Below are 23,098 nucleotides of genomic sequence, written 5' to 3'. Positions count from 1 at the left end.
CCATGACGGCACTGGAAACCGAAGACCAGATCGAAGTGCGCGACGGCGTCGACCGCGAGACGATCGAAACCGTGCAGGCCATGGCCGGCAAATACAAATACGGCTGGGAAACCAGCATCGAGACTGAATATGCGCCGAAGGGGCTCAATGAGGATATCGTGCGCCTCATTAGCGAAAAGAACGGCGAACCGGAATGGATGCTGGAATGGCGTCTGGCCGCTTATCGCCGCTGGCTCCAGATGGAAGAACCTCGCTGGGCCATGCTGAACTACCCGGAAATCGACTATCAGGATCAGTATTACTACGCCAAGCCGAAGAGCATGGCGGTGAAGCCGAAGTCCCTGGATGAGGTCGATCCGAAGCTGCTGGCGACCTATGAGAAGCTGGGGATTCCACTGAAGGAACAGATGCTTCTGGCCGGTGTTGAAGGTGCCGACGAGCCGCGCAAGGTTGCGGTTGACGCGGTGTTTGACAGCGTTTCCGTGGGCACGACCTTCAAGGAAGAGCTGAAGAAGGCGGGCGTCATCTTCTGCTCGATCTCTGAAGCGATCCGCGAATACCCGGAATTGGTGAAGAAATACCTCGGCACAGTGGTACCGCAGTCGGATAACTTCTTTGCCACGCTGAACTGCGCCGTCTTCTCGGACGGGTCGTTTGTCTACATCCCCGAGGGCGTGCGCTGCCCGATGGAACTGTCGACCTATTTCCGCATCAACGCGGAAAACACAGGGCAATTCGAACGCACGCTGATCATCGCCGACAAGGGCGCCTATGTCAGCTATCTGGAAGGCTGCACCGCCCCGAAGCGCGATACCCACCAGCTTCATGCTGCGGTGGTGGAGATTGTGGTTCTGGACGATGCCGAGGTGAAATATTCCACTGTCCAGAACTGGTATCCGGGCGACGAGGAAGGCCGGGGTGGCATCTACAACTTCGTGACCAAACGCGCCGATTGCCGGGGTGCACGCTCCAAGGTGATGTGGACGCAGGTGGAAACCGGCAGCGCGATCACCTGGAAATACCCGTCCTGCATCCTGCGCGGCGATGACAGCCAGGGCGAGTTCTATTCCATCGCCATCGCCAACAATGCCCAGCAGGCCGATACCGGCACCAAGATGGTGCATCTGGGCAAGAACACCAAATCCCGCATCGTCTCGAAAGGGATTTCGGCGGGGCGCGCGCAGAATACTTACCGCGGACTGGTAAGCATGCACCCCAAGGCATTGAATTCGCGGAACTATACGCAATGCGATAGCCTGCTGATCGGGGATAAATGTGGCGCGCATACCGTGCCCTATATCGAGGTGAAGAATAATTCCTCGCGGGTGGAACATGAGGCGACCACCTCGAAGGTCGATGACGACCAGCTCTTCTACTGCCGTTCACGTGGGATGGACGAAGAGGAGGCCGTGGCGCTGGTGGTGAACGGCTTCTGCAAGGAAGTGCTGCAAGCGCTGCCGATGGAATTCGCCATGGAGGCGCAAAGCCTCGTGGCGATCTCGCTGGAAGGCTCGGTCGGATGATCGTCACGACCACCCCCACCATCGAAGGCCACCGCATCACCGCCTATCACGGGCTGGTGGTCGGCGAGGTCATCATGGGCGCCAATATCGTGCGTGATCTCTTTGCCTCGATCACCGATGTGATTGGCGGACGCTCGGGCGCTTATGAAAGCAAGCTGGCCGATGCCCGCGAAGAGGCCACGAAAGAATTGAAAGACCGCGCCCGTGCATTGGGCGCCAATGCCGTTGTCGGCGTGGATCTGGACTACGAAGTGGTCGGGAATTCCATGCTCATGGTGTCGATCTCCGGCACCGCCGTGACTGTCGACTGAGGAAAATCATGCTGGAAATCAACAATCTGCACGTCAAACTTGAAGAGGATGACAAGGTTATCCTCAAGGGCGTGAACCTCAGGGTCGAGGCGGGCAAGGTCCACGCGATCATGGGGCCGAACGGCTCGGGCAAATCGACGCTGAGCTATGTGCTCTCGGGCCGCGACGGCTATGAGGTCACCGACGGCTCCGCCACGCTGGACGGGGTGGAACTGCTGGAGATGGAGCCCGAAGAACGCGCCGCCGCCGGCCTGTTCCTTGCCTTCCAGTATCCGGTGGAAATTCCGGGCGTTGGCAACATGACCTTCCTGCGCACCGCTGTGAACGCGCAGCGCAAGGCGCGCGGGCAAGAGGAAATGAGCGCGGGCGAGTTTCTGAAGGTCGTGCGCGAAAAGGCCAAGGCACTGAAGATCGACGCCGAGATGATGAAGCGCCCGGTCAACGTGGGCTTCTCGGGCGGTGAGAAGAAGCGCAACGAGATCCTCCAGATGGCCATGCTGGAGCCCAAGATGTGCATTCTGGACGAGACTGACTCCGGTCTCGACGTCGATGCGATGAAACTGGTGGCCGACGGTGTGAACGCGCTGCGCAGCGAAGGCCGCGCATTCCTTGTTATCACGCATTATCAACGGCTTCTTGACCATATCAAACCTGACGTCGTGCATATCATGGCGGATGGCCGCATCGTGAAGACTGGCGGGCCGGAACTGGCCCTTGAAGTCGAGAACAACGGTTACGCCGACATTCTGGCCGAGGTGCTGTGATGGCGGTCGCGGAGGCGAAACGCGACGCGGCGGAGGCGCGGCTTTCCGTGCTGGCGCTGCCGCAGGGCGGATGGGCCGGGGCCGCGCGGGCCGAAGCGCTGGCGCGGCTGCGCGCCATGGGCCTGCCCGGTCGGCGGGATGAGTACTGGCGTTATACCGATCCGTCGTCGCTGGTGCAGGCAGACGCGCCCAAGGCTTCGTTGTTCGACCCGAAGGACGAGCCGATGGCCTTTACCGGGTTCGACCGGGTGAAGGTTGTCTTTGTTGACGGTGTCTTCGATCCGGCGCAATCCGACGATCTGGAAGCGGCTGGGGTTGAACTGCTCAGCCGCCAGACGGCCGACATCCATTGGGCGCAGTCGCTGTATGGCGTGCTTGAGACGCGGGGTCAGACCCCGGTGCAACGCCCGCTGGCAGCGCTGAATTCCGCTGCGGCTACAGAAGGCGTTCTGATCCGCGTTACCGGCAGGGCCGCCAAGCCTGTTTCCCTGATTTATCTACACAAATCAGAAACTTCCGATGCGATCCTTCATCATTGTGTGAAGCTGGAGGAAGGCGCCGAGCTGACGCTGCTGGAAAACGGCCCGGCCGCCGCGCGCTTTAACAAAGTGCTGGAAGTCGAGGTCGCCGATGGCGCCCGTTTCCACCATATCCGCACCCAGGGCCGTGATCACGAACGCCGCGCCGTGACGCATATCTTTGCCCGTCTGGGTCGGGAATCGCTGTTCAAGAGCTTCACGCTGACCGCCAATGGCGTGCTGACGCGCAACGAGGCGGTGATCGAACTGACCGGCGATGATGCGGTGGCGCATGTGGCGGGGGCCGCGGTCGGCGATGGCGACTTCCACCATGACGACACGGTGTTCGTGACTCATGCGGCAGAACGCTGTGAAAGCCGTCAGGTGTTCAAGAAGGTGCTGAAGAATGGCGCCGTCGGCGTGTTCCAGGGCAAGATCCTTGTGAAGCCCGGCGCGCAAAAGACGGACGGATATCAGATTTCCCAAAGTCTGCTGCTGGATGACCATTCGCAGTTCCTTGCCAAGCCCGAGCTGGAAATCTACGCCGATGACGTGAAATGCTCGCACGGGTCCACCTCGGGCGCGATTGACGAGACGGCGCTTTACTACCTGCGCTCGCGCGGGGTGCCGCTGCGTCAGGCGCAATCGCTTCTGGTGCTGGCCTTCCTCGCGGAAGCCATTCAGGAGATCGAGGACGAAGGACTGGCCGAAGATATTCGTGCCCGTCTGGAAAGCTGGCTGGCGCGGCACGGGCAGTAAGATGGCGGTCACCTCGGATATCGTCGAAAGCTGGCGGCGCCCCCGCACGGTGCTGCGCCGTCATCTGGAACGCGGCGTGTCCGAGCCTTTCGCCTTCAGCCTGCTGTTCGTCTTTCTGCTGATCGCCTTCATCGCGCAATATCCGGTTGCGGCGCGCGAAACCGTAATGAACCCGGACAAGCCGCTGTCGGCGCAATTGCTGGCTGTGGGGCTGGGGCTGCTGGCGACAATCCCGGTGTTTTACCTGCTGGCGGCGGCGAGCCGTCTGGTGGGGCGTCTGAGCGGCGGGCGCGGCAGCTGGTATGGCGCACGGCTGGCGCTGTTCTGGGCGCTGGTCACTGTCACGCCGCTGGTGCTGCTGGTGGGGCTGGTCGCCGGGATGATCGGGCCGGGTCCGCAACTGACCGCCACCGGGCTGGTGGCTTTCGCCGGTTTCCTGTTCCAGTGGATCATGGGGCTGAGCGTGGTGGAACAAGGGGCATGAGCATGTTCGATGTGGCGAAGGTGCGCGCGGATTTCCCGATCCTCGGGCGCGAGGTGAACGGCAAGCCGCTGGTCTATCTGGACAACGGCGCTTCCGCGCAGAAGCCGCAATGCGTGATCGACGCGGTGACGCGGGCCTATTCCATGGAATATGCCAATGTTCACCGTGGCTTGCATTACCTTTCGAACCTTGCGACTGAAAAGTACGAAGCCGTGCGCGGAACCATCGCCCGCTTTCTGAACGCGGGAGACGAAGAGGAAATCGTCTTCGCCTCCGGCACGACCGAGGCGGTCAATCTCGTTTCCTACGCCTGGGCTGCGCCACGGCTCCAGCCCGGTGACGAGATCGTGCTGTCCATCATGGAGCATCACGCCAATATCGTGCCCTGGCATTTCCTGCGGGAACGGCAGGGCGTGGTGCTCAAATGGGTGGAATGTGACGCCAACGGCGATCTGGACCCGCAGGCGGTGATCGACGCCATCGGCCCTCGCACCCGTCTGGTGGCGGTGACGCAGATGTCTAATGTGCTGGGCACTGTGGTTGATGTGGCCGCGATCTGCCGGGGCGCGCGCGAGAAGGGCGTGCCGGTGCTGGTCGATGGAAGCCAGGGCGCGGTGCATATGCCGGTCGATGTGCAGGCGATGGGCTGTGATTTCTATGCCATCACCGGGCACAAGCTCTATGGCCCGTCCGGCTCCGGCGCGATCTATATCCGGCGCGAGCGTCTGGCTGAGATGCGCCCCTTCCTCGGTGGCGGTGACATGATCCGCGAAGTGACACGCGATGCGGTAACCTATGCCGACCCGCCGATGAAATTCGAGGCAGGCACGCCCGGTATCGTGCAGCAGATCGGGCTGGGCGTGGCGCTGGATTACCTGATGACGCTGGGGATGGAGAATGTCGCCGCGCACGAACGCCGGTTGCGCGATTATGCGCGGTCGCGGCTCGCCGGTCTCAACTGGCTGAACGTGCAGGGGAATTCAGCGGGGAAGGGCGCGATCTTCTCCTTCACGCTGCAAGGCCCGGCCCATGCGCATGACATCTCGACCGTGCTGGACAAGAAGGGTGTTGCCGTGCGTGCCGGTACCCATTGCGCCATGCCGCTCCTGGAGCATATGGGCGTGGGCGCCACCTGCCGCGCCTCATTCGCGCTTTACAACACCGAGGCAGAGGTCGACCGGCTGGTCGAGGCGCTGGAACTCTGCCACGAACTTTTCGCCTGATTCCGTGTTGCGCGCCCCTGCGGCTTGGTCTATTCAGGCCGCAACGCACCCATAGCTCAGCTGGATAGAGCGTTGCCCTCCGAAGGCAAGGCTAAGTCAAGTGGGTTGTGGGTGCTAGGTAAGAAAATTGAGCAAAACCAATATCTTGGTGATGCTCGAAGGAAGCGCAAAAACCGCTTCCGTGGTCACGGAAGCATCACGGAAGCAAACTGAAGGAGGCTGTAGAGAACGAGCGGCGACAATCGGCAGAGCTTTTTAGCCTAGTCCGGTATCGTCGATTCGAAGTCGGATTCGTGATTGACCCAGTTCGGTCTCGAACCCTATCTGAACACAGATGCACCCGTAGCTCAGCTGGATAGAGTGTCGGCCTCCGAAGCCGAAGGTCACAGGTTCGAATCCTGTCGGGTGCGCCACCCATTTTTCTTCAACTTGATCTTTGCTCCAGTTCGACCGCCATATTTCTGGCGATGCCGAGCAGATGCAGGGCTGCGCGTTTGGGATTGGTATCAAGCCAGACGGCGCTTATCGTGCCGATGCTGTCCGGTCCGACGATTGGCCGCCATACCGTACCAGTGATATCGATGGCGTCGGCAAAGCTTACCCCGGTGACGGTAAAGCCACTGCCAATCTGCACTTTCAGAACGATCGTGGCCTGACAGGCCTGACACTGTTCGATAACGGGTGCCCGTTCTCCGGCGGAGATGCGATCTGTAAGCCAAGGCTCGAGCAGCGGACCGTCAGCGCCTTGCGGTACGAGCAGCCGATCCCCAGCAAAATCGCTCCAAGTCAAGGCTTCCTTTTCGGCAAGGCGATGATCGGCCGGCAGCAAAGCGACCAGGCCTTCACTCCAGATATCTTCACGCCGGCAGGGTCTAGTTTCATAGCCGCCGCACATAAAGGCTATGTCCAGATGGCGACGACGGATGGCGTTTGTATGGTTGCGGCATGAACCATCCTGAAACGTGACGGCAATGCGCGGATAGCGCTTTTCGAACCGATCAATGAGACGGACAAGGAACTCGCGACCGAACGGTGTGCTGAGGCCGATGCGGAGTAGGTCGTTATGTTTTGTTTGCTGATTGCCTTGGCTGAGCGCCGCCTCAAGCCCGCGATAATGTTCGCGCACACCCTCGATCCAGTCCCGTCCGGCAGCGGTCAGTCTGACGCCGTTATTGTGGCGTTCAAACAGGAGCAGGTCGAGGCGTTGTTCGATGGCGGCAATGTTTCTGCTAACGGTAGACTCCTGAACGCTCAGGGCCTGCGCGGTCTTCCGCATGCTACCCAGTTCGACGACCTTGAGTACATATTTCAAATGCCGCAGGGCAGCTTCGTTCATACAGCGAAATCCTCCCGCATGTGATTGAGACGGCGGCTGTCGGTCTGGCACCCTGTTGAACAGAGAGGAGGGCCTATCTCCTGCCGTCTTTTGTTCGTGCTCTAGAGATGCACGATCTCAACGTTAGGCCATTTTGTTGCTAAGTATTCTGCGACAAGTCGTCGATGACAGTGGTGCGGCTTGTCCTCGCTGCACAACAGGCATCCACCTTCAATTTTCTCCTTGTCGATCATCTCGATCTGGCGTCGCGATATCAGATCCCGAAATCTTGCGGCATAACTGTTCCAGTCTCCCCCTCTTACCTTGAAATCTTCGAACATATCCTTCGTCGGTGCGAGTTCCGGCAGATGCTCATATTCCATTCCACACAGGGCTTCGGAAAAATATCTCAGGTCGTCACGCTTCGCGAAGCCTGATAACTGTGAAACATTATTGAGGCGAACATCGACAAGCCGTTTGGCGCCGGAGTCTCTCAACCTCGTGAAGAAGTGCTGAGCCGATGACTTGGTGAACCCAATGGTGAATATTCTCATCGTCCTGATCTACCCAAGATCCCCAGCCTCACGGATCTGTGCTGCCGAAGCCCGTATTTGCGTCGGACGAACCATCGTTCCAGGAAAAATACCTCTTTGCTCATTAATGAATGTACTTCAGCGGGTGGCCAGAACGCTTCAGATACCGATCCACGTCTAATGTGATCATAGATAGATAAACTGGCCATATAGCTTGTCCAGGCGAAGGCGAATGTCTTCCGCCAGTGCGTCGTCGCCGGTGTCGACGGCCGACAGCAGACGATGCTCTGCCTCGCCGATCCGATTACAAAGCTCCGAGAGGTTGGCACAGAACGCTTCCGAGTGAACTGAAGGTTCGGACGCCGGAGATTGCTCGGAGGCGATTTTTCGGATGGATGAAGAGGGGGTGACGCCATGCTCTTCGTTAAAGGCAATCTGACGCTGCCTTCGATCGATTGTTTCATCCATTGCCTGTTTCATTGCCGGTGTCACCACATCAGCGTAAAGGATTGCCTTCCCGTTGACGTTCCTGGCGGCTCTGCCGATCATCTGAATCAGAGTCGGCGCCGTTCGTAGGAAGCCCGCGCGATCTGCGTTGAGAATCGCGATCAGGGATGCCTCGGGAATATCCAGTCCCTCGCGCAAGAGACTTATACCGATCAGGACATCAAACTCGCCGGCGCGAAGGCCGTTTATGATCTCAATCCGGTCTTCCGTCTTAATATCGGAGTGCAGATACCGCGCCCGAACGCCCTTGCTTTCAAGGAAGGCATGAAGATTTTCCGTGGCGACCTTCGTGAGCGTCGTCACCAGCACCCGCTCGTTTCTGGCCGCACGCTCGGTAATCTCGCGCAGCAGATCGTCGATGTCTCCCTCGCAGGGACGGACTTCGACTTCAGGGTCCAGCAGGCCGGTGGGTCTCACGATCTGGTCAACGACGCGATCCTGCGAAATATTCAGCTCATATGCGGCAGGGGTTGCGGAAACGAAGATCGTCTGCGGCTTCATGGCCTCGAACTGCCTGAAGCTCAGAGGATGATTGTTCTTGGAGGACGGCAGACGGAAGCCGAACTCGATCAACGTGTCCTTGCGACTCTGATCGCCGCTATACATGGCCGAGATCTGCGGAATCATCACATGGGATTCATCGACGAACAGAAGGCCATCCTTCGGGAGGTAGTCGAGCAAGGTGATCGGAGGAAGGGAGGGATCGCGGCCACTCAGATAGCAGGCGTAGTTTTCCATGCCCGAGCAGTATCCGACCTGCCGCAGCATTTCGGCGTCGTTCGTAATCCGCTCATATAGGCGTTCCGCTTCCACATGGCGGTTTTCGCTGTTTAACTGAGCAACACGCCTTTCCATCTCTTCAAGGATCGCCGTGGCGGCGGTTTCCACCTGGCTTGCCGAGGCTGCCAGAACCGTCTTCGGCGAGACAAGATAGTGAGCGATGCTCTCCAGTTGTTGTCCGGTAGCTGCGTCGATCCAGTCAAGGGTCTCGATCACGCCATTCGACAACCTGAGACGAATGGCCTTGTATTCCGAATCCGCTGGAAAGACCTCGACCATATCGCCGGTAACGCGATAGGTTCCACGCTTCAGCTTGTGCTCGGTACGATCATACTGCAATCGGGCAAAGCCATGAAGAAGCTCGTTCAGGCTCAACCTCGCGCCCGGCGAGAGCGGAACCTGCAATGCCCGATAATCGTCGGGATCGCCCATTCCGTAGATGGACGACACCGAAGCGACGACGATGGTGTCTCGACGCTCGATGAGCGATTTCGTCGTGGACAGGCGCAGGCGCTCCAGATGGTCGTTGATCGCGGAATCTTTCGGGATGAACCGATCACTACCCGGCAGATATACTTCCGGCTGGAAGTAGTCATAGTATGAAACGAAATACTCCACCGCGTTCTCAGGGAAGAACTGTTTCATTTCGTCATAAAGCTGCGCGGTCAGCGTCTTGTTCGGCGCCAGGATCAGGGTGGGCCGCTTCAGGCGATGAATCACATTGGCCATTGTGAAGGTCTTGCCCGATCCGGTGATCCCCTTCAGGGTCTGATGATGCGCCCCCTCTTCGATGCCTGAGATCAGCCGTGCGATGGCTTCGGGCTGATCGCCCGAGGGGGTATATTGAGAGTGCAAAATGAAAACGCCGGTAGACATTAGAAACCCTCCTGCAAGCGTCGTTTCATGGTGAATATCTTCCCGGCATTACTGCCATTAGAACCTAAATACCGGTAGGCTCCGGCAATCCGGTCTTTGGAGGCGAGGCATGCTTCGTGAGCGCCTTTCGCACCCGAATTAGGTTGTCGGGTCATGTTCGATCCCTCCGATCCGGAAGCCCAGGGTCGCTATGAGAGTTCCTGATCCGCCGAACGGTCCACCATATCGCGAGCAGGACCACGGGAACGAGGGCAGAAATTACCAGTTCGGGTGAAACGATATCGTGGTACCCTGGGAGGCCCTTTATGAGATAGGACAATAGTCCAATGACATAGTAGGAAATTGCCGCGACAGACAGACCTTCTACGGTCTGCTGAAGCCGCAGTTGCAGCCTCGCCCTATTGTTCATGGAGGCCAGCAGATCGCTGTTCTGTCGTTCGAGTTGCACATCGATCCAGGATCGAAGCAGCGTCGTTGCGCGCGCCAGCTTGTCGGACAGGTTGGCCTGACGCTCTTCAATAGAACGGCAGGTTCGCATTGCCGGAGCAATCCTGCGATGTAGGAAACTGCGCCAACGATAGCAGCCGGGGACGAAAGTCTCGCCGAGTGCGGTCAGCCGTTCCTCGACGATTTCATAATAGGCGCGGCTGGCGCCAAAGCGGTAGAGGCTCGACGCCGTGTCGGCCTCAAGCGTTGCCGACAGGTCCGTCAAGCTGGACAGCAGCTCCTCGCTGTTGCGGCGCGCGGACTGGCGCATCTCGTCGGTGATGGCGGCAAGTCGCTTCTCGATCTCCCGCAGATGCGGTCCAAGCTGTTGGGTCATCGGGATGCTGAGAAGGGCAAGCGTCCTATAGGTTTCGATTTCGAGAAGCCGTTGGGCCAGGGCGCCAAGCCGTATTGGCGTTAGCCCCCGATCCAGAATGACAATTCGCGTCAGGCCATCGCTGTCCTGACGGAAATCGGTAATGATATCGGCCATGCCATCCTCGACAAGCGAGTGGCAGCGGCTGACCGGATCGAAGCGATCTATGTAAGACTGCGCACTCTCCTCAGTCCAGGTCACGACATCCAGACGGATACCCGATACGATCGGCCCAGGCGGGATGAAGCCATGTTTGAAGGGATCGAGACCCACCGGATTCCCGGTCTCAGGGTCAAGAGGTGCGCACCACAGGTAGGTGAAGAACTCAGTGTGCTTCTCGCGATGCAGATCGCCCTGCTCGAATGTCAGGCCGTGAAGGGGAGTGCTCTGATCCGGTAGTGAGGCGCCCACCCGGCTCGATAGTTCGGCCAGGGTTTCGCGATCCTTCGCCAGATTGCCTTCGTTCATGAAGGCAAGTTGCACCAAGGCGCGCGGAGCTTCTACCAAGGGAAACGGGCGGGCATGAAGCTCATCTAGGGCAATCTTCCTGCTACCCAAGACTGGCATACCATAGACTGTAGAACTGCCAAGCGGTGTGGCGCCTCCTTCACTCAACTGACGGTCCTTCCTTGTCATTCTTCTTTGCGGCGCCGTAACCATCGTAGTTGTTATAAGTAATCAGCCGGGAACCACGATATCCCATACCATGCGTCCACAACCAGCTTAGCGCAACGCTAAGACGATTCTGCACCCCGATCAGGAAGTAGATGTGAATGAGCTTCCACATCCACCATGCCAGTGTGCCGCGCAGCCGGATCCGCCCCATGTCGACGACGGCAAGACGGCTGCCTATCGTCGCCAGATTGCCCTGATGCCGATAGCGGAAAGGCGTGGTGGTCTTAGAGCCCCGCATCCGCTGACGGATCAGCCGCGCCACATATTGCCCTGCCTGCTTGGCCGCGGGAGCGAGGCCGGGGACGGGCTTTCCGTCCGGGCCGGTAGCAGCCGCGGTGTCGCCAATCACGAAAATGTCGCGCTGGCCGGGCACTGTCAGGTCAGGTCCGACGATGACACGCCCGGCGCGATCAGCTTCCGCATTCAGCCAGCGCGCAGCCGGTGATGCCTGCACGCCAGCCGCCCACAGGATCGTCTGAGCGGGGACAAGCGCACCATCGACAATGACGCCATCGGACGAGCAGTCCGTAACCGGCATGCCGAGCCTGACCTCGACACCCAGCTTTTCCAGCGCCTGGCGCGTATAGGCGGACATATCCTCCGGGAAGACCGACAGGAGGCGTTGCCCCGCCTCGATCAGCACCACGCGCGTCGCATCAGGGTCGATGATGCGAAAATCGTGCGCGAGCGTCCGATGGGCGAGTTCCGCTATCGTGCCAGCAAGCTCCACGCCGCTTGGTCCGCCTCCGATGATGACGAAAGTCTGCAAGGCGGCTCGCCGGGCGGTGTCAGTTTCGCGCTCGGCTTCCTCGAAAGCCAGCAGGACACGGCGACGGATGGTCGTCGCGTCTTCGAGCGATTTCAGGCCGGGCGCGAAAGGCTCCCATTCGTCATGGCCGAAATAGGAATGCGTCGCCCCCGTCGCGATGACGAGCGTGTCGTAGGCAAGCGCCGGGCCGTCCTCCAGGAGGACGTGCCGCTCGTCCGTATCGACATGCCGGACCTCACCGAGCAAGGTGCGCACGTCCCTGCGCTTGCGGAAGAGCGCGCGGATCGGCCATGCGATGTCTGACGGCGACAGCGAAGCGCCTGCGACCTGATAGAGCAGCGGCTGGAAAAGGTGATGGTTGCGGCGGTCGACAAGGGTGACGGCGACACCGCTTCCGGCGAGCCTCTGCACAACCTCCAGCCCACCGAAGCCTGCCCCCACGACCACCACACGATGGCGACCTGAGGCGGTCTCAAGGCCCGATGCGGTTTCGCGCATGGGCGAAGATGCTGGCGCGGTCATTGGAACAGCGCCGCTGCATGATGGGCCATATGCTCGTCGATGAAACTCGCGATGAAATAGTAGCTGTGGTCGTATCCGGGCCTCTGACGGAGGATCAGCGGATGTTCCGCTGCCTCGCACGCTGCTTGCAGGAGACTCGGACGCAACTCACGATCTGCAAACTCGTCATCAAGACCCTGATCGATCAGCAGCGGCAGGCGCTCTCGGACGGTCTTGATGAGTTCGATGGTATCATATTGCTCCCACGCAGAACGGTCATCGCCGAGATATGCCGTGAAAGCGCGCTCGCCCCAAGGCGCCTGGCTCGGCGCGACGATTGGCGAAAAAGCCGATACGCTGCGATAGCGTCCGGGATTGCGCAGTGCCGCGACGAGTGCGCCATGTCCGCCCATGGAATGCCCCGCAATCGCGCGACGGTCATCGGCCGGAAATGTGGCTTCGATCAGTGCCGGTAATTCCTCGACGACGTAATCATACATGCGGTAATTGGCAGCCCAGGGCTGCTGCGTCGCATTGACGTAGAAGCCTGCGCCATGCCCAAGATCATAGCTGGGATCGTCTGCCACGCTTTCGCCTCGTGGGCTGGTGTCCGGCGTGACGATCATGATCCCATGCTCCGCCGCGAAACGCTGCGCGCCGGACTTGGTGATGAAATTCTGCTCGGTGCAGGTCAGGCCGGACAGCCAATACAGCACCGGCACGCGACCGTCCTTGACCTGGGGAGGCAGATAGACGCCGACCTTCATCGGACAACCCAGGCTGATCGAGTCATGCTGATAGACGTCCTGCCAACCGCCGAAGCTGGCGTGATGTTCGACACGTTCCATTTTTGTTTCCTTGCTTCGACGGTTGGTGGACGGTGTGCCGATAGGCTCCTGTTCATGGCTGTTGTGCGGGGGAAGCGCCGGCGGCTGTTTCAGCGCCGGCGACAGCCAGTCATAGGGTTGCGGGTATCGCCATCACCTTCCGGCCTTAGATGAAGGTGTAGGAGCAGACCTTGTTGCCCGCCGGATCGCGCAGATAGGCAGCATAGGCACCCGGCAGGTGGCCACGGGGGCCAGGCTGGCCTTCGTCAGTGCCACCAGCAGCGAGGCCGGCGGCGTGGAAAGCATCCACTTCGGCGGGCGTCGCGGCAGCAAAGCCGACCGTCACGCCATTGCTGGAGGGCGCTTCGCCATTACCGGGGCGGGCAATGATGAAAGCGGGCTTTTCGCGACCGTACAGCACCCAACCATTGCCGAAGGGGCCGAGGTTGTTGATGCCCAGAGCGCCCAAAGCGGCGTCGTAGAACGCTGCCGACTGCTCGACGTCGGCAGCGCCGATGAAGACGTGCGAGAACACGCCGTTGCCGGAGATAACGGGGTCAGCCATGATATTCTTCCTTGAGGTTAGTTATTGAAGTTAACAGACTTGATTTGTCGGATCAGTAGTGGATCACGGTGCGGATCGACTTGCCTTCGTGCATCAGGTCGAACGCTTCGTTGATTTCCTCCAGACCCATGGTGTGGGTGACGAAGGGAGCCAGATCGATGTCGCCTCTCATGGCGTCTTCGACCATGCCGGGAAGCTGGGTCCGTCCCTTGACGCCGCCGAAGGCCGACCCCTTCCAGACGCGGCCGGTGACGAGCTGGAACGGCCGCGTCGAAATCTCCTGTCCGGCCCCGGCGACGCCGATGACGATCGACTGGCCCCAGCCACGATGCGCGGCTTCCAGCGCCGCGCGCATGACGTGGACGTTGCCGATGCACTCGAAGGTGTGATCGATGCCCCAGCCCGTCATCTCGATCAGCACCTGTTGGATCGGCTTGTCATGATCCTTGGGGTTGATGCAGTCGGTCGCGCCGAACTGGCGGGCCAGCTCGAACTTGGACGGATTGGTGTCGATCGCGATGATGCGGCCCGCCTTGGCCTGACGCGCGCCCTGGACCGCTGCGAGACCGATGCCGCCCAGGCCAAATATGGCAACGGAGTCTCCCGGCTGAACCTTGGCGGTGTTGTGGACCGCGCCGATGCCGGTGGTGACACCGCAGCCGAGAAGGCAGACATGCTCGGGATTCGCTTCGGGATTGATCTTGGCGAGCGAGACTTCGGCAACGACCGTATATTCGCTGAATGTCGAGCAGCCCATATAGTGGTATAGAGGCTGGCCATTGTACGAAAAGCGCGTGGTGCCATCCGGCATCAAGCCCTTGCCCTGCGTTTCGCGAACCGCGACGCACAGATTGGTCTTGCCGGACGTGCAGAACTCGCACTTGCCGCATTCGGCCGTGTAGAGCGGAATGACGTGATCCCCCGGCTTGACGCTGGTGACGCCCTCGCCGACCTCGACGACGATGCCCGCGCCCTCGTGGCCGAGAACGACCGGAAAGATGCCCTCCGGATCATTGCCGGACAGCGTGAAAGCATCGGTGTGGCACACCCCGGTATGCGTAACCTTGATGAGCACTTCACCCTTCTGGGGCGGGGCGACGTCGATCTCGACGATTTCGAGTGGCTTGCCTGCCTCGAAGGCAACAGCGGCGCGAGATTTCATCTTTGGATTCTCCTCGTGGGTTGAAGCGGGCTGCCAGCGGCCATGCCTGTTGTGACATGTCGATTCGTGGGCCGCATATACTGCATGGGAGTACACCTAGTATACTCCCATGCAGTATGCAAGAGGATGTCCAAATCAAGGATTGCCAGGGAGTGAAGGGAGGTTAGAGACTCGGAAAACCGCAGTAGCTGGCCGATAGTGCGGTCCGGAATGGTTTGGCTCGTCGATCTGGCGGCGTGCGCGATTGGCAAGCCAAGATTGGCATTCTTGCGTCAAGCCGTCCTGCGAAACCGGAATGCCCCCCGATCATGATCGTGAGACATTCCGGTTGTGAGGATCAGTGCTTCACCGAGCCATGGGGATCGATGACGTACTTGAATGCAGATCCGTCATCGAACTCCTTGTAGGCCGCCGGGGCATCCTCCAGGGCGATGAACTTGATATTCATCATCGGGGTCAGATAGGGCATCCGATCATTCAGGATCGCCCGCATGAGGGCATGGTTGTAATTCGCGGTCGGCGACTGACCCGCCGACATGCGCGGCGACTTGATCCAGCCACTGGCCCAATCGACTTCCATGCTGCCTTTTTTGCTGAGCGGATCTTTGGAGATCGGATTGGGGCAGTAAACGCCGACCGTGCTGGTCATCCCACCGAAACGGACATATTTCAGGAGCGCGTTGGTCACGGCATTCTCGACGATCTTGTCGGAATCCGGCCCGAAGCCTCGACAGTCCAGCCCCACATAGTCGATTACGCGATCGACCTGACGCTTGCCGGTGATGCGTTCGAGGTGGTCCTCGATCGGCGTCCCGTCCGACAGGTTGATGGTTTCGATCCCGTGCGGCTTGAGCAGGTCGAGCCGCTCCTGAATGAAGTCGGCGACGATAATGGCGCCTGCGCCCAGCAGTCGCGCGCAAGCAGCACCCGCACGACCGACAGGCCCCGCGCCGAAGATCAGCACATTCTCACCGACGATATAGGAGGGCTGCGCCGGCCAGTCGGGTGCGGCGAAACCATGGAACGCGGTCGGCAGCACGTCCGACAGCAGCGTCAGATCACGGATCTTCTCCATGGCCGCGTCCTTGTCAGGGAAGGCCAGTAGGTTGAAATCCGCATAGGGGACGAACAGGTAGTCCCCTTGCCCACCGGTCCAACCGCCCAGGTTGAAGCCATAGGCTCCGCAATCGACTTCGGGATTGGTGTTTTCGCACACCTCCGAGCGCATGTGCTTGCAGTTGTAGCAGCGCCCGCAGCCCACGTTGAAGGGGACAGATACGATGTCGCCGACCTTGATATACTCGACATCAGAGCCGACCTCGATCACCTCGCCGGTCATCTCATGGCCCATCGTCATTCCCTTGGGGACTTCGAACGACCCTCTATAGATATGGAGGTCGCTGCCGCAGATGTTCGTGGTGACGATCTTGAGAATGGCGCCGTGCGGTGCCCTCTTGCCCTGCGGGGTAATCAGCTCCGGGAATTTGAAGGTGTTGACCTTCATTTCCATCGGTTTCTCGAAGGTTACGATCCGGTTGCCGGTAGCCATCAGATATCTCCTACGTTCTTTTCAGTGCCCCCTAAGCATTGATGAGAATAAAATTTGACGCGCCTCAATCTGCCGAGCCGAATAACTTCGACACAGCACAATAACGCCGTTGAGTGGCTCATCATTACCGTAGAAGCAGGATGCCCTCGCTTCTTCGTCGCGGCAAACTCGAAGATTCTATCCCAGGATCAGAAATTTCTATGAACACGCCGCGAGATGATGGCGGCTGCGTCAAAACAATACGATATAACATATCACAAACGTAGCGACATAATGCCTGTCGAAGAGAAGGAGCAGTTAAAGTTCATCGAGGCGCCTTCCACGCACACTCATCCGGCATTAGTTGTGTTGGCGGAACGCGGCCAGTCTAGTTATCATTCCTAGACAGAAAGGAGTCCTTATGAAGCGCGCGATTGTAACAGGAGGGTCTGGGCTGATCGGTCAGGAGATATGCTCCGCCTTGTTGAGTGATGGATGGGAAGTCGCATCGTTTGATCTGAAGGAGGGGGCAATCGGTCAGCAGATTTATTGCGATCTTTCGAGCGAAAAATCTGTAACCGAAGCTTTCCGCACCCTTGGCTGGGATCAACTAGACTTGCTCGTCAACAATGGCGGGCTTGTTTACGACACATTCATGCAGCTCGGGGACACCTCACTCGAACAGTGGAACAACACTATCGGTAGCCATCTGACAGGGGCCTTTTTGATGTCGCGAGCGGCATCGCCCCTACTCACCGGCGGTGGTTCAATTGTCATGATGGCTTCCACGCGCGCGTTGATGTCGGAAGGCGTCGACTTTGCCTATGCCGCTGCAAAGGGTGGCATGGTGGCACTCGCGCAGGCGCTAGCTGTGCAACTTGGCCCAAAAATTCGGGTCAATACAATCGCACCTGGTTGGATCACGAACGAAACAAATCTGCGCGCCGAGGACGAGGCGCAGCATCCGGTGGGCCGGGTCGGTCGTCCCCAGGACATTGCCGAGGCCGTTCTATATCTGGCGTCGGCCGGCTTTGTTACGGGGCAAACGCTTGTGGTCGACGGCGGGATGACCAAGAAAATGATCTACGTGGAATAGCGGGTCGCGGGACCGTTCATGCCGCGTTGCCACGGCATGAACGGTCGGTCAGCTCCCATCGGGTTGAAACTGGCGATACAGGTCCAAAGCATCCTGTATCGCGGCGATTGTTTCGGGAGAGCGGACTATCTCCAAAAGTGCGGTCGAAGGCGTCGATTTCAGCTCATTTCTGATCGTAGCCAACCCAACAGCGGCATCCGTGCCTTCACCTGTGACTTCAACCGCCCGAATGTCGGGAATCCGAGCAAAATAGGTTGCGAGGGATTGCGGAAGGACGGTGGCATATCGCCCACTCGCTATATGGGCGGTGAGAACATCGACATTGTTGGTCCTGATCGTCTTTGCGGCACAGTGCCCGAGTCTGGAGTGCGCGGCTTTGGGTAGCGCGCAGTCCAAGATGCACTGGGGCAGATTTGCGACATCATCCCATGAGACCTGTCGCGGCAACGGGTCTCTGGTCGCTTGGAATATGACGATCTGCTCTCGGTATAGAAGGTGAGTATCGAAGTCCTCCTCTGTTACGTCTTCGAGATAGACCAGCGCCATGTCTATTTCATGCGCCAGCAAGGCTTTGGTCAGCGACGAGAGCTGGGTCGCGCGAATGGATTGTTCAAGAAGAGGCATCCTTTCAGCGAGGGCCAAGCTGAGGATCGGCGCCACCACCGACGCACTCGACAGGAGGCCTAAGCGGAATTGCCCTTCAAGCCCACGTTTGAGAGCCGAAATGTCGCGCTCCAGCCCCTCGCAGTTGCTCTCGATCTTCTTTGCCCAAGCCAGCACGGTCTCACCTTCCAAGGTGAGGCCGTCATAGCGCCGACCATGCCGCACGATCTCGACGCCCAAGTTTTGCTCGAGCTGCTTGATGCCGGCGGAAAGCGTGGGCTGCGATACGTTGCAACTCTTGGCCGCTCTGCCGAAGTGCCCCTCGCGATACAACGCAAGCAGGTATCCAAAATTTCTCACGATCATAGATCGCCTCCTATGCTAGAACGGCGAGGAGAGCACCCGTTGTCAAACTCAAAACGCCTTCGCAGAATCAGTCGATCTGTTGCGGGGCTGGACGTCTCAAGCATCTGATGAACAAAGAAAAATACTGATGTAAGAAGCGCGTTTCGTAACGACAGGGATGCGCTATTTGAGATAGGTTCGTAAGATCTTCATCACACCTTCAAGGTCTTCATCGTAATCAGTGGCCTTTGGAGCGGCTTTGGACTTGATCCGTGGATCAAAGGTCTCCCGAAGATGGCTCTCCATCACTTCCGCCATCAAGCCGTTGGTCGCGCCACGCATCGCCACGATCTGCTGAAGCAACGCTGCGCAGCTGGCCCCAGCTTGGATCGCACGCTCAAGCGCTTCGGCTTGGCCCCTGATACGACGAATGCGAGTGACGGCCCGACTTTTCTCTTCTGGTGTGTATGGCATCAAATCTTCCTGTTCGGCGCTGAGGCATACTATACAGGAGATATGTTCATCCATGTGTGATGTCCACGCCTTTATCGGGTGGACGCCGACTTCCCGCCGCGAGGCCTTTGGATGCGGCCAAGCCAGAGGACCGGTCTTGTGCCTTCGTGCGCGGATTCTGATCGGCTTTCAGGCCACTAGGAACGACGGTTGACCGTCGAACGAAGATGACGACTCACGTCCACTCCGAAGCAAGCTTAAGAGCCGATCTGCACCTGCCATTCAACGCAGTTGGCTATCCTTGTTGCCCCGGCGGTTGATCGCGGAGAACGTTGGTCGCTTATCGCGTTCGCCTTGGCAAGCAATACATGTCCTGACTGATGGAATGGCTTGGCGACGTCGCAGCGGGATCTCTTCTCCACACACCTCACATTCGAGGGTGCCGTCTCCCAAAGGAAGTCGAGAACGTGCCGCTGAGAGCGCATCCCTTACAGTAGCGTCAATCTGGTCCTGAACCCCGCCTTCGGGTCCCCATCCGTTCGCCATTTCCGGCTCCTTCAAAGCGCATGCGAGGTCAAATGGTTACATGGGCGCACGAGGCCCAAATATCCCAGCTACGCACATTTAGGAATACTCCTGCCCAGTATCAAGGGCTATGACAGTTGCCTGCTCGATCCCTCCAGCGGAGGTCGCCTTCCGCAGCGCTGTCGGGCGGTCTCTCGGCGATGAGCGCTCCGAACGGATGAGATTCGAATGTTGCGCCCTGGAGTGCGTATACGGTATAGTTGCAAGTGCCCCAGATCGTTCCCATTCCTGGAGCCATCCCTTCGACTGACAATCCCCTAAGCCTGTTCGGCCTCTGGCGCGCAACCCCGCGTCAGTCCGGGCCGTGTTGGCTAGCGTTTCTGAGGAAACGCGTCACCTGCCCGCTCCACCCCGGCCCTCTGGAGGTTTCCGGTCGACGTTCCGTCTCCCGTGCACGCCTCAGCCGACATGCTTTTTCCGGGTCTTGTCGAAGGGACGGTCCCAGGGACAGGAAACACAGGAGCTTAGCATGCAGAACATCGTCATCCTCGCCGGCAACATCGGTCAAAAGCCCGAAGTGCGCTCGACCCAAAGCGGCACGAAGATCACCAACTTCACCCTGGCCACCTCGCGACCGCGCCTCTCGGAAGGTCGCGTGTTGCGCGACGAGAACGGCTACCGGGTTATGGACACCGAATGGCACCGCATCACCTGCTTCAACGGTCTCGGCAAGACTGTCGCAGAGCACTGCGAAAAGGGCATGAAGGTCCTCGTCCACGGCCGCATTCACTACACCAAGTGGACCGACGCGACCGGCACCGACCGCTACGGCTGCGAGATCATCGCCGAGAAGGTCGACTTTCTGAGCCGCCCGAAATCGGCCGAGTTTGAGTCCCCCGAGCTGGTCGACCGCGACGACGAGATCCCGTTCTGAAAAGAACGGGGTCTCCCCCTCGGGGCCCGGCGGGGAAACCCGCCGGGTTCACTTCATTAAGCTGCGGCCTTGATCGCGTTGCGGTAGACGGCCGCTTCGAAGTCCACATAACCCCCGACTGACGCCGGATCGGCAAATGGCAGGATCTGCGTGGCCCAGAAGCCGCCTATGCCATTCTTTCGGTCGATCCAGTAGTAGAGATTGGCCAGCCCCGCCCACGCCAGCGCGCCTGCGGGGCGGCCGGTCGGGGCGTCTTCTTCGTTCACCATGAAGGTCAGCGCCCAGGATTTTGGCATGCCGGGGAAGAACTCGGCATAGTTCGACAGGCTGGGGATGACGCCGGGCAAGCCCTTGATCTTCAACTCGCCAAGGCCGTTCTTTTCAGCCATCGCAACGGTTTCAGGTTTCAGGACGCGGCCGTTTGGGCCGTTGCCGTCGTTCAGCCACATGCGGATGAACTTGGCGTAGTCGAGCGCCGTCGAATACAAGCCGTGCCCGCCCATGTCGATCTCGGGCGGCTGCGGCAGGGTCCAGTCCACCAGCGGCGACAGCACCCCTGCGGCATCGCGCTGGTGCATGGTTGCCATACGCGCCCGCATGTCGGGGCGCATCGCAAAGGCGCTGTCGGTCATGCCCAGCCTGTCGAACACGCGGTCCTGCATGGCGACACCCAGACGTTGGCCGAGGATGCCTTCGACGACCTGTCCCGCCCAGTCGATGTTCGATCCATATTCCCAGTCTTCGCCGGGATCGAACAGGATGGGCGTGGTGATCGCCGCGCGCGATGCCGTCACGACCGACGGCTGCCCGTGGTCGGTGGCCAACCGATTGTAGGTTTCGTTGAAGAAGTCATAGGCAAACCCGGCCGTGTGCAACAGCAACATGCGCGTGGTGATTTCGCGCTTGGGCGGGCGGAAGGTCGGATTGCCCGACGCGTCGAACCCGGTGATGACCTGGCATTTGGCGATTTCGGGGGCATAGGTGCTGGCCGGCGCGTCAAGGTCCAGCTTGCCCTCTTCGACCAGTTGCAGGCACACGGTGCCGGTGATGGCCTTGGTGGTGGAAAAGATGGCGCAGACCGAGTCAGTCGTCATGTCAACCGATCCGTCGAGTTGCCGTTTCCCGGCGGCGCCTTCATAGATGTTGCCCTTTGCGTCTGTCGCAACGGCAACCACGCCGGGAACGCCGGGTGTGCCGGAAACCGCCCGCGCCAGAACCGCGTCAGCGGCTGATTTCAGCGATGTGTTCATGTTCATCCTCCCAAATGACCACTCCGCCATCATCTTCGCCGCCACGCTTTGGTCGGCTGCCGAGATGGCCGAGTGCGTTTGCCCGTCCTCCTCGACGGGATGCACCAGAATTAGGAAGGGAACGGCAGCCCGTCTGTCTGCCATCGGAAAGCCCTGTCTGCCATCGGCAGATATTCAGCGACGCAGGGTATCGGAAGGACGTTCCCCGAACCGCGCCTTGTAGGCTTTGGCGAATTCACCAAGCGAAATGTAGCCCCAGCGATACGCAACCATCGAGACGGTTTTCCCTGCCTCAGACGAAATCAGGTCGCGCCGCACGCCTTGCAGCCGCTGTTCGCGCAGAAAGTCTGACGGTGCATAGTTGCGAAACTTGCGAAAGGCCGCCGTCAGGCTGCGGATTGACGTGCCGGCCGCCGCGGCGACCTCGCCCATGGTTGGCAGGCTGGCCGCGTGATCGGTCATGTATTGCTCGGCCAAACGCACAGTCTTTGGTGCGAGGGTCTGGGCCGGATCGTCCAGACCAAGCCCGGCCCTTGCGGCCCATTCGTTCAGCAGATGGATGCAGATCGTCTGTTCCAGATGCCGCCCGGCCCGGTCATGCGCCAGGCGGTCCGGCGCTTCGGCAAGGCAGGCCACGACATAGTGCATCAATGCCAGCCAACTGGAATTCTCGCCGCCGATCCGGCACTTGTGCTGCCAGAGTGCATCGCCGGGTACAAAGCCGAACCAGTCCTTGCAGACCTGTTCCAGCACCCGGTGGGGGATGGTCAGGTTCAGTTGCAGGTGGTCGGGATCGAAATCAACGTTGTAGTCGGTGCGGCTGCAATCCACCACGAACGACCCGCCGATCGGTGTTTCCACCGCGTTGTCGGTATCTACCCAGTGCCGCGCGGTGCCCCCGATCGTCGTAAGCACCACGGCGTTTCCGGCATCCTGCGACCAGTCGCGGATGTTGACCGGGATGCCATAGGCAAAGCGCGTGACGGTGATCCGGCCGATCATCGCTGAGTGCATTGTGGAAAGCGGCCGGTCGAATTTGCCCGTCGGTGAAACGTCATAAGGCATGTAGACCTTGCTCGACCAATCCTTGATCTCATCCCAGTCATCGGAAAGCACCTTGTGATCCTGGTGGATCGGGTTTCCCTTGGCGTCCAGCAGCAAAGCGTTCCTGAGCATACTGCTCCCCATTCTACCTAAGACCCAAACCGCCCACTCAACTTCATTTTTCGTCCAATTGGCTTCGAAAGTCTATGATTACGCACCGCCGATGGGCAGTTGCGACGAAAGCATCTAGTGGCACACAGTGTCCGACATTCCCCAAGTGGCCTGCCGCTTGACTTCAAGATCGCCTGATTTTGCTCGCTGGGCAAGCGTTTTTCGCCCCGAGCGGTGTCTGTCGTCGCGCAAACG

The 23,098-nt window shown here is 59.5% G+C and carries 22 protein-coding genes and 1 tRNA gene; 9 read left to right on the top strand and 14 right to left on the bottom strand.

Annotated elements, in window-relative coordinates; all coding sequences use genetic code 11:
- Positions 1-2 precede the first annotated feature (2 nt).
- From sufB to IE126_RS00085, 7 genes are all read left to right on the top strand, one after another.
- Positions 3-1,523 (top strand): Fe-S cluster assembly protein SufB, encoded by a 1,521-nt coding sequence (gene sufB / locus IE126_RS00115; protein WP_108129499.1) that lies wholly within the window; start codon positions 3-5, stop codon positions 1,521-1,523.
- On the top strand, positions 1,520-1,834 hold the full coding sequence (locus IE126_RS00110) for a heavy metal-binding domain-containing protein (protein WP_189379854.1): 315 nt from the start codon (positions 1,520-1,522) through the stop codon (positions 1,832-1,834). The genes sufB and IE126_RS00110 overlap by 4 nt, the downstream gene beginning before the upstream one ends.
- Positions 1,835-1,842: 8 nt before the next feature.
- Positions 1,843-2,598 (top strand): Fe-S cluster assembly ATPase SufC, encoded by a 756-nt coding sequence (gene sufC / locus IE126_RS00105; protein ID WP_054303653.1) that lies wholly within the window; start codon positions 1,843-1,845, stop codon positions 2,596-2,598.
- Positions 2,598-3,875: a Fe-S cluster assembly protein SufD gene (sufD, locus tag IE126_RS00100; RefSeq protein ID WP_189379853.1), complete on the top strand. Its 1,278-nt coding sequence runs from the start codon at positions 2,598-2,600 to the stop codon at positions 3,873-3,875. Before sufC ends, sufD begins: the two co-directional genes overlap by 1 nt.
- Positions 3,835-4,359 (top strand): YIP1 family protein, encoded by a 525-nt coding sequence (locus tag IE126_RS00095; protein ID WP_229825137.1) that lies wholly within the window; start codon positions 3,835-3,837, stop codon positions 4,357-4,359. The genes sufD and IE126_RS00095 overlap by 41 nt, the downstream gene beginning before the upstream one ends.
- A 2-nt stretch (positions 4,360-4,361) precedes the next feature.
- Entirely contained in the window at positions 4,362-5,582 is a 1,221-nt protein-coding gene (locus tag IE126_RS00090; protein ID WP_189380318.1) for a cysteine desulfurase, read from the top strand.
- Between the two features lie 336 nt (positions 5,583-5,918).
- A tRNA-Arg gene (locus IE126_RS00085) sits at positions 5,919-5,995 on the top strand.
- Between the two features lie 11 nt (positions 5,996-6,006).
- Here IE126_RS00085 and IE126_RS00080 read toward each other — a convergent pair.
- From IE126_RS00080 to IE126_RS00040, 9 genes are all read right to left on the bottom strand, one after another.
- On the bottom strand, positions 6,007-6,918 hold the full coding sequence (locus tag IE126_RS00080) for a LysR family transcriptional regulator (protein WP_103025184.1): 912 nt from the start codon (positions 6,916-6,918) through the stop codon (positions 6,007-6,009).
- Between the two features lie 101 nt (positions 6,919-7,019).
- The gene (locus tag IE126_RS00075) at positions 7,020-7,451 is read right to left on the bottom strand and encodes a DUF488 domain-containing protein (protein WP_103025183.1); all 432 of its coding nucleotides are present in this window, start codon (positions 7,449-7,451) and stop codon (positions 7,020-7,022) included.
- A 165-nt stretch (positions 7,452-7,616) separates the two neighbouring features.
- Positions 7,617-9,593 carry an excinuclease ABC subunit UvrB gene (gene uvrB / locus IE126_RS00070; protein WP_030541533.1) on the bottom strand — a complete coding sequence of 659 codons (1,977 nt, stop codon included), beginning with the start codon at positions 9,591-9,593 and terminating at the stop codon, positions 7,617-7,619.
- A gap of 151 nt (positions 9,594-9,744) precedes the next feature.
- Positions 9,745-11,091, bottom strand: a complete 1,347-nt coding sequence (locus IE126_RS00065) for a DUF3422 family protein (protein WP_229825136.1) — start codon at positions 11,089-11,091, stop codon at positions 9,745-9,747.
- A complete protein-coding gene (locus IE126_RS00060; RefSeq protein ID WP_103025204.1) occupies positions 11,063-12,397 on the bottom strand; it encodes an NAD(P)/FAD-dependent oxidoreductase in 1,335 nt (444 codons plus the stop codon). The genes IE126_RS00065 and IE126_RS00060 overlap by 29 nt, the downstream gene beginning before the upstream one ends.
- Positions 12,398-12,417: 20 nt before the next feature.
- The gene (fghA, locus tag IE126_RS00055) at positions 12,418-13,248 is read right to left on the bottom strand and encodes an S-formylglutathione hydrolase (RefSeq protein ID WP_103025181.1); all 831 of its coding nucleotides are present in this window, start codon (positions 13,246-13,248) and stop codon (positions 12,418-12,420) included.
- Between the two features lie 145 nt (positions 13,249-13,393).
- Positions 13,394-13,792 (bottom strand): VOC family protein, encoded by a 399-nt coding sequence (locus IE126_RS00050; RefSeq protein WP_103025180.1) that lies wholly within the window; start codon positions 13,790-13,792, stop codon positions 13,394-13,396.
- A gap of 52 nt (positions 13,793-13,844) precedes the next feature.
- Positions 13,845-14,954 carry an S-(hydroxymethyl)glutathione dehydrogenase/class III alcohol dehydrogenase gene (locus tag IE126_RS00045; RefSeq protein ID WP_103025179.1) on the bottom strand — a complete coding sequence of 370 codons (1,110 nt, stop codon included), beginning with the start codon at positions 14,952-14,954 and terminating at the stop codon, positions 13,845-13,847.
- A gap of 337 nt (positions 14,955-15,291) precedes the next feature.
- A complete protein-coding gene (locus tag IE126_RS00040; RefSeq protein WP_229825135.1) occupies positions 15,292-16,503 on the bottom strand; it encodes a glutathione-independent formaldehyde dehydrogenase in 1,212 nt (403 codons plus the stop codon).
- 400 nt (positions 16,504-16,903) lie between these two features.
- Here IE126_RS00040 and IE126_RS00035 point away from each other — a divergent pair, with 400 nt between their 5' ends.
- The gene (locus tag IE126_RS00035; RefSeq protein ID WP_103025177.1) at positions 16,904-17,578 is read left to right on the top strand and encodes an SDR family NAD(P)-dependent oxidoreductase; all 675 of its coding nucleotides are present in this window, start codon (positions 16,904-16,906) and stop codon (positions 17,576-17,578) included.
- 48 nt (positions 17,579-17,626) lie between these two features.
- Here IE126_RS00035 and IE126_RS00030 read toward each other — a convergent pair whose 3' ends face one another.
- The 3 genes from IE126_RS00030 to IE126_RS00020 all read right to left on the bottom strand — a co-directional run bounded on the left by IE126_RS00030 (position 17,627) and on the right by IE126_RS00020 (position 19,525).
- A complete protein-coding gene (locus IE126_RS00030; RefSeq protein WP_103025176.1) occupies positions 17,627-18,547 on the bottom strand; it encodes a LysR family transcriptional regulator in 921 nt (306 codons plus the stop codon).
- Between the two features lie 162 nt (positions 18,548-18,709).
- A complete protein-coding gene (locus IE126_RS00025) occupies positions 18,710-19,054 on the bottom strand; it encodes a metal/formaldehyde-sensitive transcriptional repressor (protein WP_456071383.1) in 345 nt (114 codons plus the stop codon).
- Positions 19,055-19,261: 207 nt separating this feature from the next.
- Positions 19,262-19,525 (bottom strand): DksA/TraR family C4-type zinc finger protein, encoded by a 264-nt coding sequence (locus IE126_RS00020; RefSeq protein WP_030540722.1) that lies wholly within the window; start codon positions 19,523-19,525, stop codon positions 19,262-19,264.
- A gap of 508 nt (positions 19,526-20,033) precedes the next feature.
- On the opposite strand from IE126_RS00020, the gene IE126_RS00015 reads away from it, so the two are divergent.
- Positions 20,034-20,438 (top strand): single-stranded DNA-binding protein, encoded by a 405-nt coding sequence (locus tag IE126_RS00015; protein ID WP_189379852.1) that lies wholly within the window; start codon positions 20,034-20,036, stop codon positions 20,436-20,438.
- A 56-nt stretch (positions 20,439-20,494) separates the two neighbouring features.
- Here the strand turns inward: IE126_RS00015 and IE126_RS00010 are convergent, their stop codons facing one another.
- Together IE126_RS00010 and IE126_RS00005 are read right to left on the bottom strand one after the other, a co-directional pair.
- A complete protein-coding gene (locus IE126_RS00010; protein ID WP_229825133.1) occupies positions 20,495-21,832 on the bottom strand; it encodes a serine hydrolase domain-containing protein in 1,338 nt (445 codons plus the stop codon).
- A gap of 30 nt (positions 21,833-21,862) precedes the next feature.
- Positions 21,863-22,864 (bottom strand): AraC family transcriptional regulator, encoded by a 1,002-nt coding sequence (locus IE126_RS00005; RefSeq protein ID WP_100196027.1) that lies wholly within the window; start codon positions 22,862-22,864, stop codon positions 21,863-21,865.
- Positions 22,865-23,098 lie beyond the last annotated feature (234 nt).

It is taken from the genome of Gemmobacter nanjingensis (assembly GCF_014652195.1).
Classification (GTDB): Bacteria; Pseudomonadota; Alphaproteobacteria; order Rhodobacterales; family Rhodobacteraceae; genus Gemmobacter; species Gemmobacter caeni.
This window is presented reverse-complemented; position numbering and strand designations above follow the sequence as displayed.

Excerpts from the sequence above, each read along its gene's own strand:
- sufB (WP_108129499.1), top strand. The coding sequence starts at position 3 with ATGACGGCACTGGAAACCGAAGACCAGATCGAAGTGCGCGACGGCGTC.
- IE126_RS00110 (WP_189379854.1), top strand. The coding sequence starts at position 1,520 with ATGATCGTCACGACCACCCCCACCATCGAAGGCCACCGCATCACCGCC.
- sufC (WP_054303653.1), top strand. The coding sequence starts at position 1,843 with ATGCTGGAAATCAACAATCTGCACGTCAAACTTGAAGAGGATGACAAG.
- sufD (WP_189379853.1), top strand. The coding sequence starts at position 2,598 with ATGGCGGTCGCGGAGGCGAAACGCGACGCGGCGGAGGCGCGGCTTTCC.
- IE126_RS00090 (WP_189380318.1), top strand. The coding sequence starts at position 4,362 with ATGTTCGATGTGGCGAAGGTGCGCGCGGATTTCCCGATCCTCGGGCGC.
- IE126_RS00080 (WP_103025184.1), bottom strand. The coding sequence starts at position 6,918 with ATGAACGAAGCTGCCCTGCGGCATTTGAAATATGTACTCAAGGTCGTC.
- IE126_RS00075 (WP_103025183.1), bottom strand. The coding sequence starts at position 7,451 with ATGAGAATATTCACCATTGGGTTCACCAAGTCATCGGCTCAGCACTTC.
- uvrB (WP_030541533.1), bottom strand. The coding sequence starts at position 9,593 with ATGTCTACCGGCGTTTTCATTTTGCACTCTCAATATACCCCCTCGGGC.
- IE126_RS00065 (WP_229825136.1), bottom strand. The coding sequence starts at position 11,091 with ATGACAAGGAAGGACCGTCAGTTGAGTGAAGGAGGCGCCACACCGCTT.
- IE126_RS00060 (WP_103025204.1), bottom strand. The coding sequence starts at position 12,397 with ATGCGCGAAACCGCATCGGGCCTTGAGACCGCCTCAGGTCGCCATCGT.
- fghA (WP_103025181.1), bottom strand. The coding sequence starts at position 13,248 with ATGGAACGTGTCGAACATCACGCCAGCTTCGGCGGTTGGCAGGACGTC.
- IE126_RS00050 (WP_103025180.1), bottom strand. The coding sequence starts at position 13,792 with ATGGCTGACCCCGTTATCTCCGGCAACGGCGTGTTCTCGCACGTCTTC.
- IE126_RS00045 (WP_103025179.1), bottom strand. The coding sequence starts at position 14,954 with ATGAAATCTCGCGCCGCTGTTGCCTTCGAGGCAGGCAAGCCACTCGAA.
- IE126_RS00040 (WP_229825135.1), bottom strand. The coding sequence starts at position 16,503 with ATGGCTACCGGCAACCGGATCGTAACCTTCGAGAAACCGATGGAAATG.
- IE126_RS00035 (WP_103025177.1), top strand. The coding sequence starts at position 16,904 with ATGAAGCGCGCGATTGTAACAGGAGGGTCTGGGCTGATCGGTCAGGAG.
- IE126_RS00030 (WP_103025176.1), bottom strand. The coding sequence starts at position 18,547 with ATGATCGTGAGAAATTTTGGATACCTGCTTGCGTTGTATCGCGAGGGG.
- IE126_RS00025 (WP_456071383.1), bottom strand. The coding sequence starts at position 19,054 with ATGGATGAACATATCTCCTGTATAGTATGCCTCAGCGCCGAACAGGAA.
- IE126_RS00020 (WP_030540722.1), bottom strand. The coding sequence starts at position 19,525 with ATGGCGAACGGATGGGGACCCGAAGGCGGGGTTCAGGACCAGATTGAC.
- IE126_RS00015 (WP_189379852.1), top strand. The coding sequence starts at position 20,034 with ATGCAGAACATCGTCATCCTCGCCGGCAACATCGGTCAAAAGCCCGAA.
- IE126_RS00010 (WP_229825133.1), bottom strand. The coding sequence starts at position 21,832 with ATGGCAGACAGACGGGCTGCCGTTCCCTTCCTAATTCTGGTGCATCCC.
- IE126_RS00005 (WP_100196027.1), bottom strand. The coding sequence starts at position 22,864 with ATGCTCAGGAACGCTTTGCTGCTGGACGCCAAGGGAAACCCGATCCAC.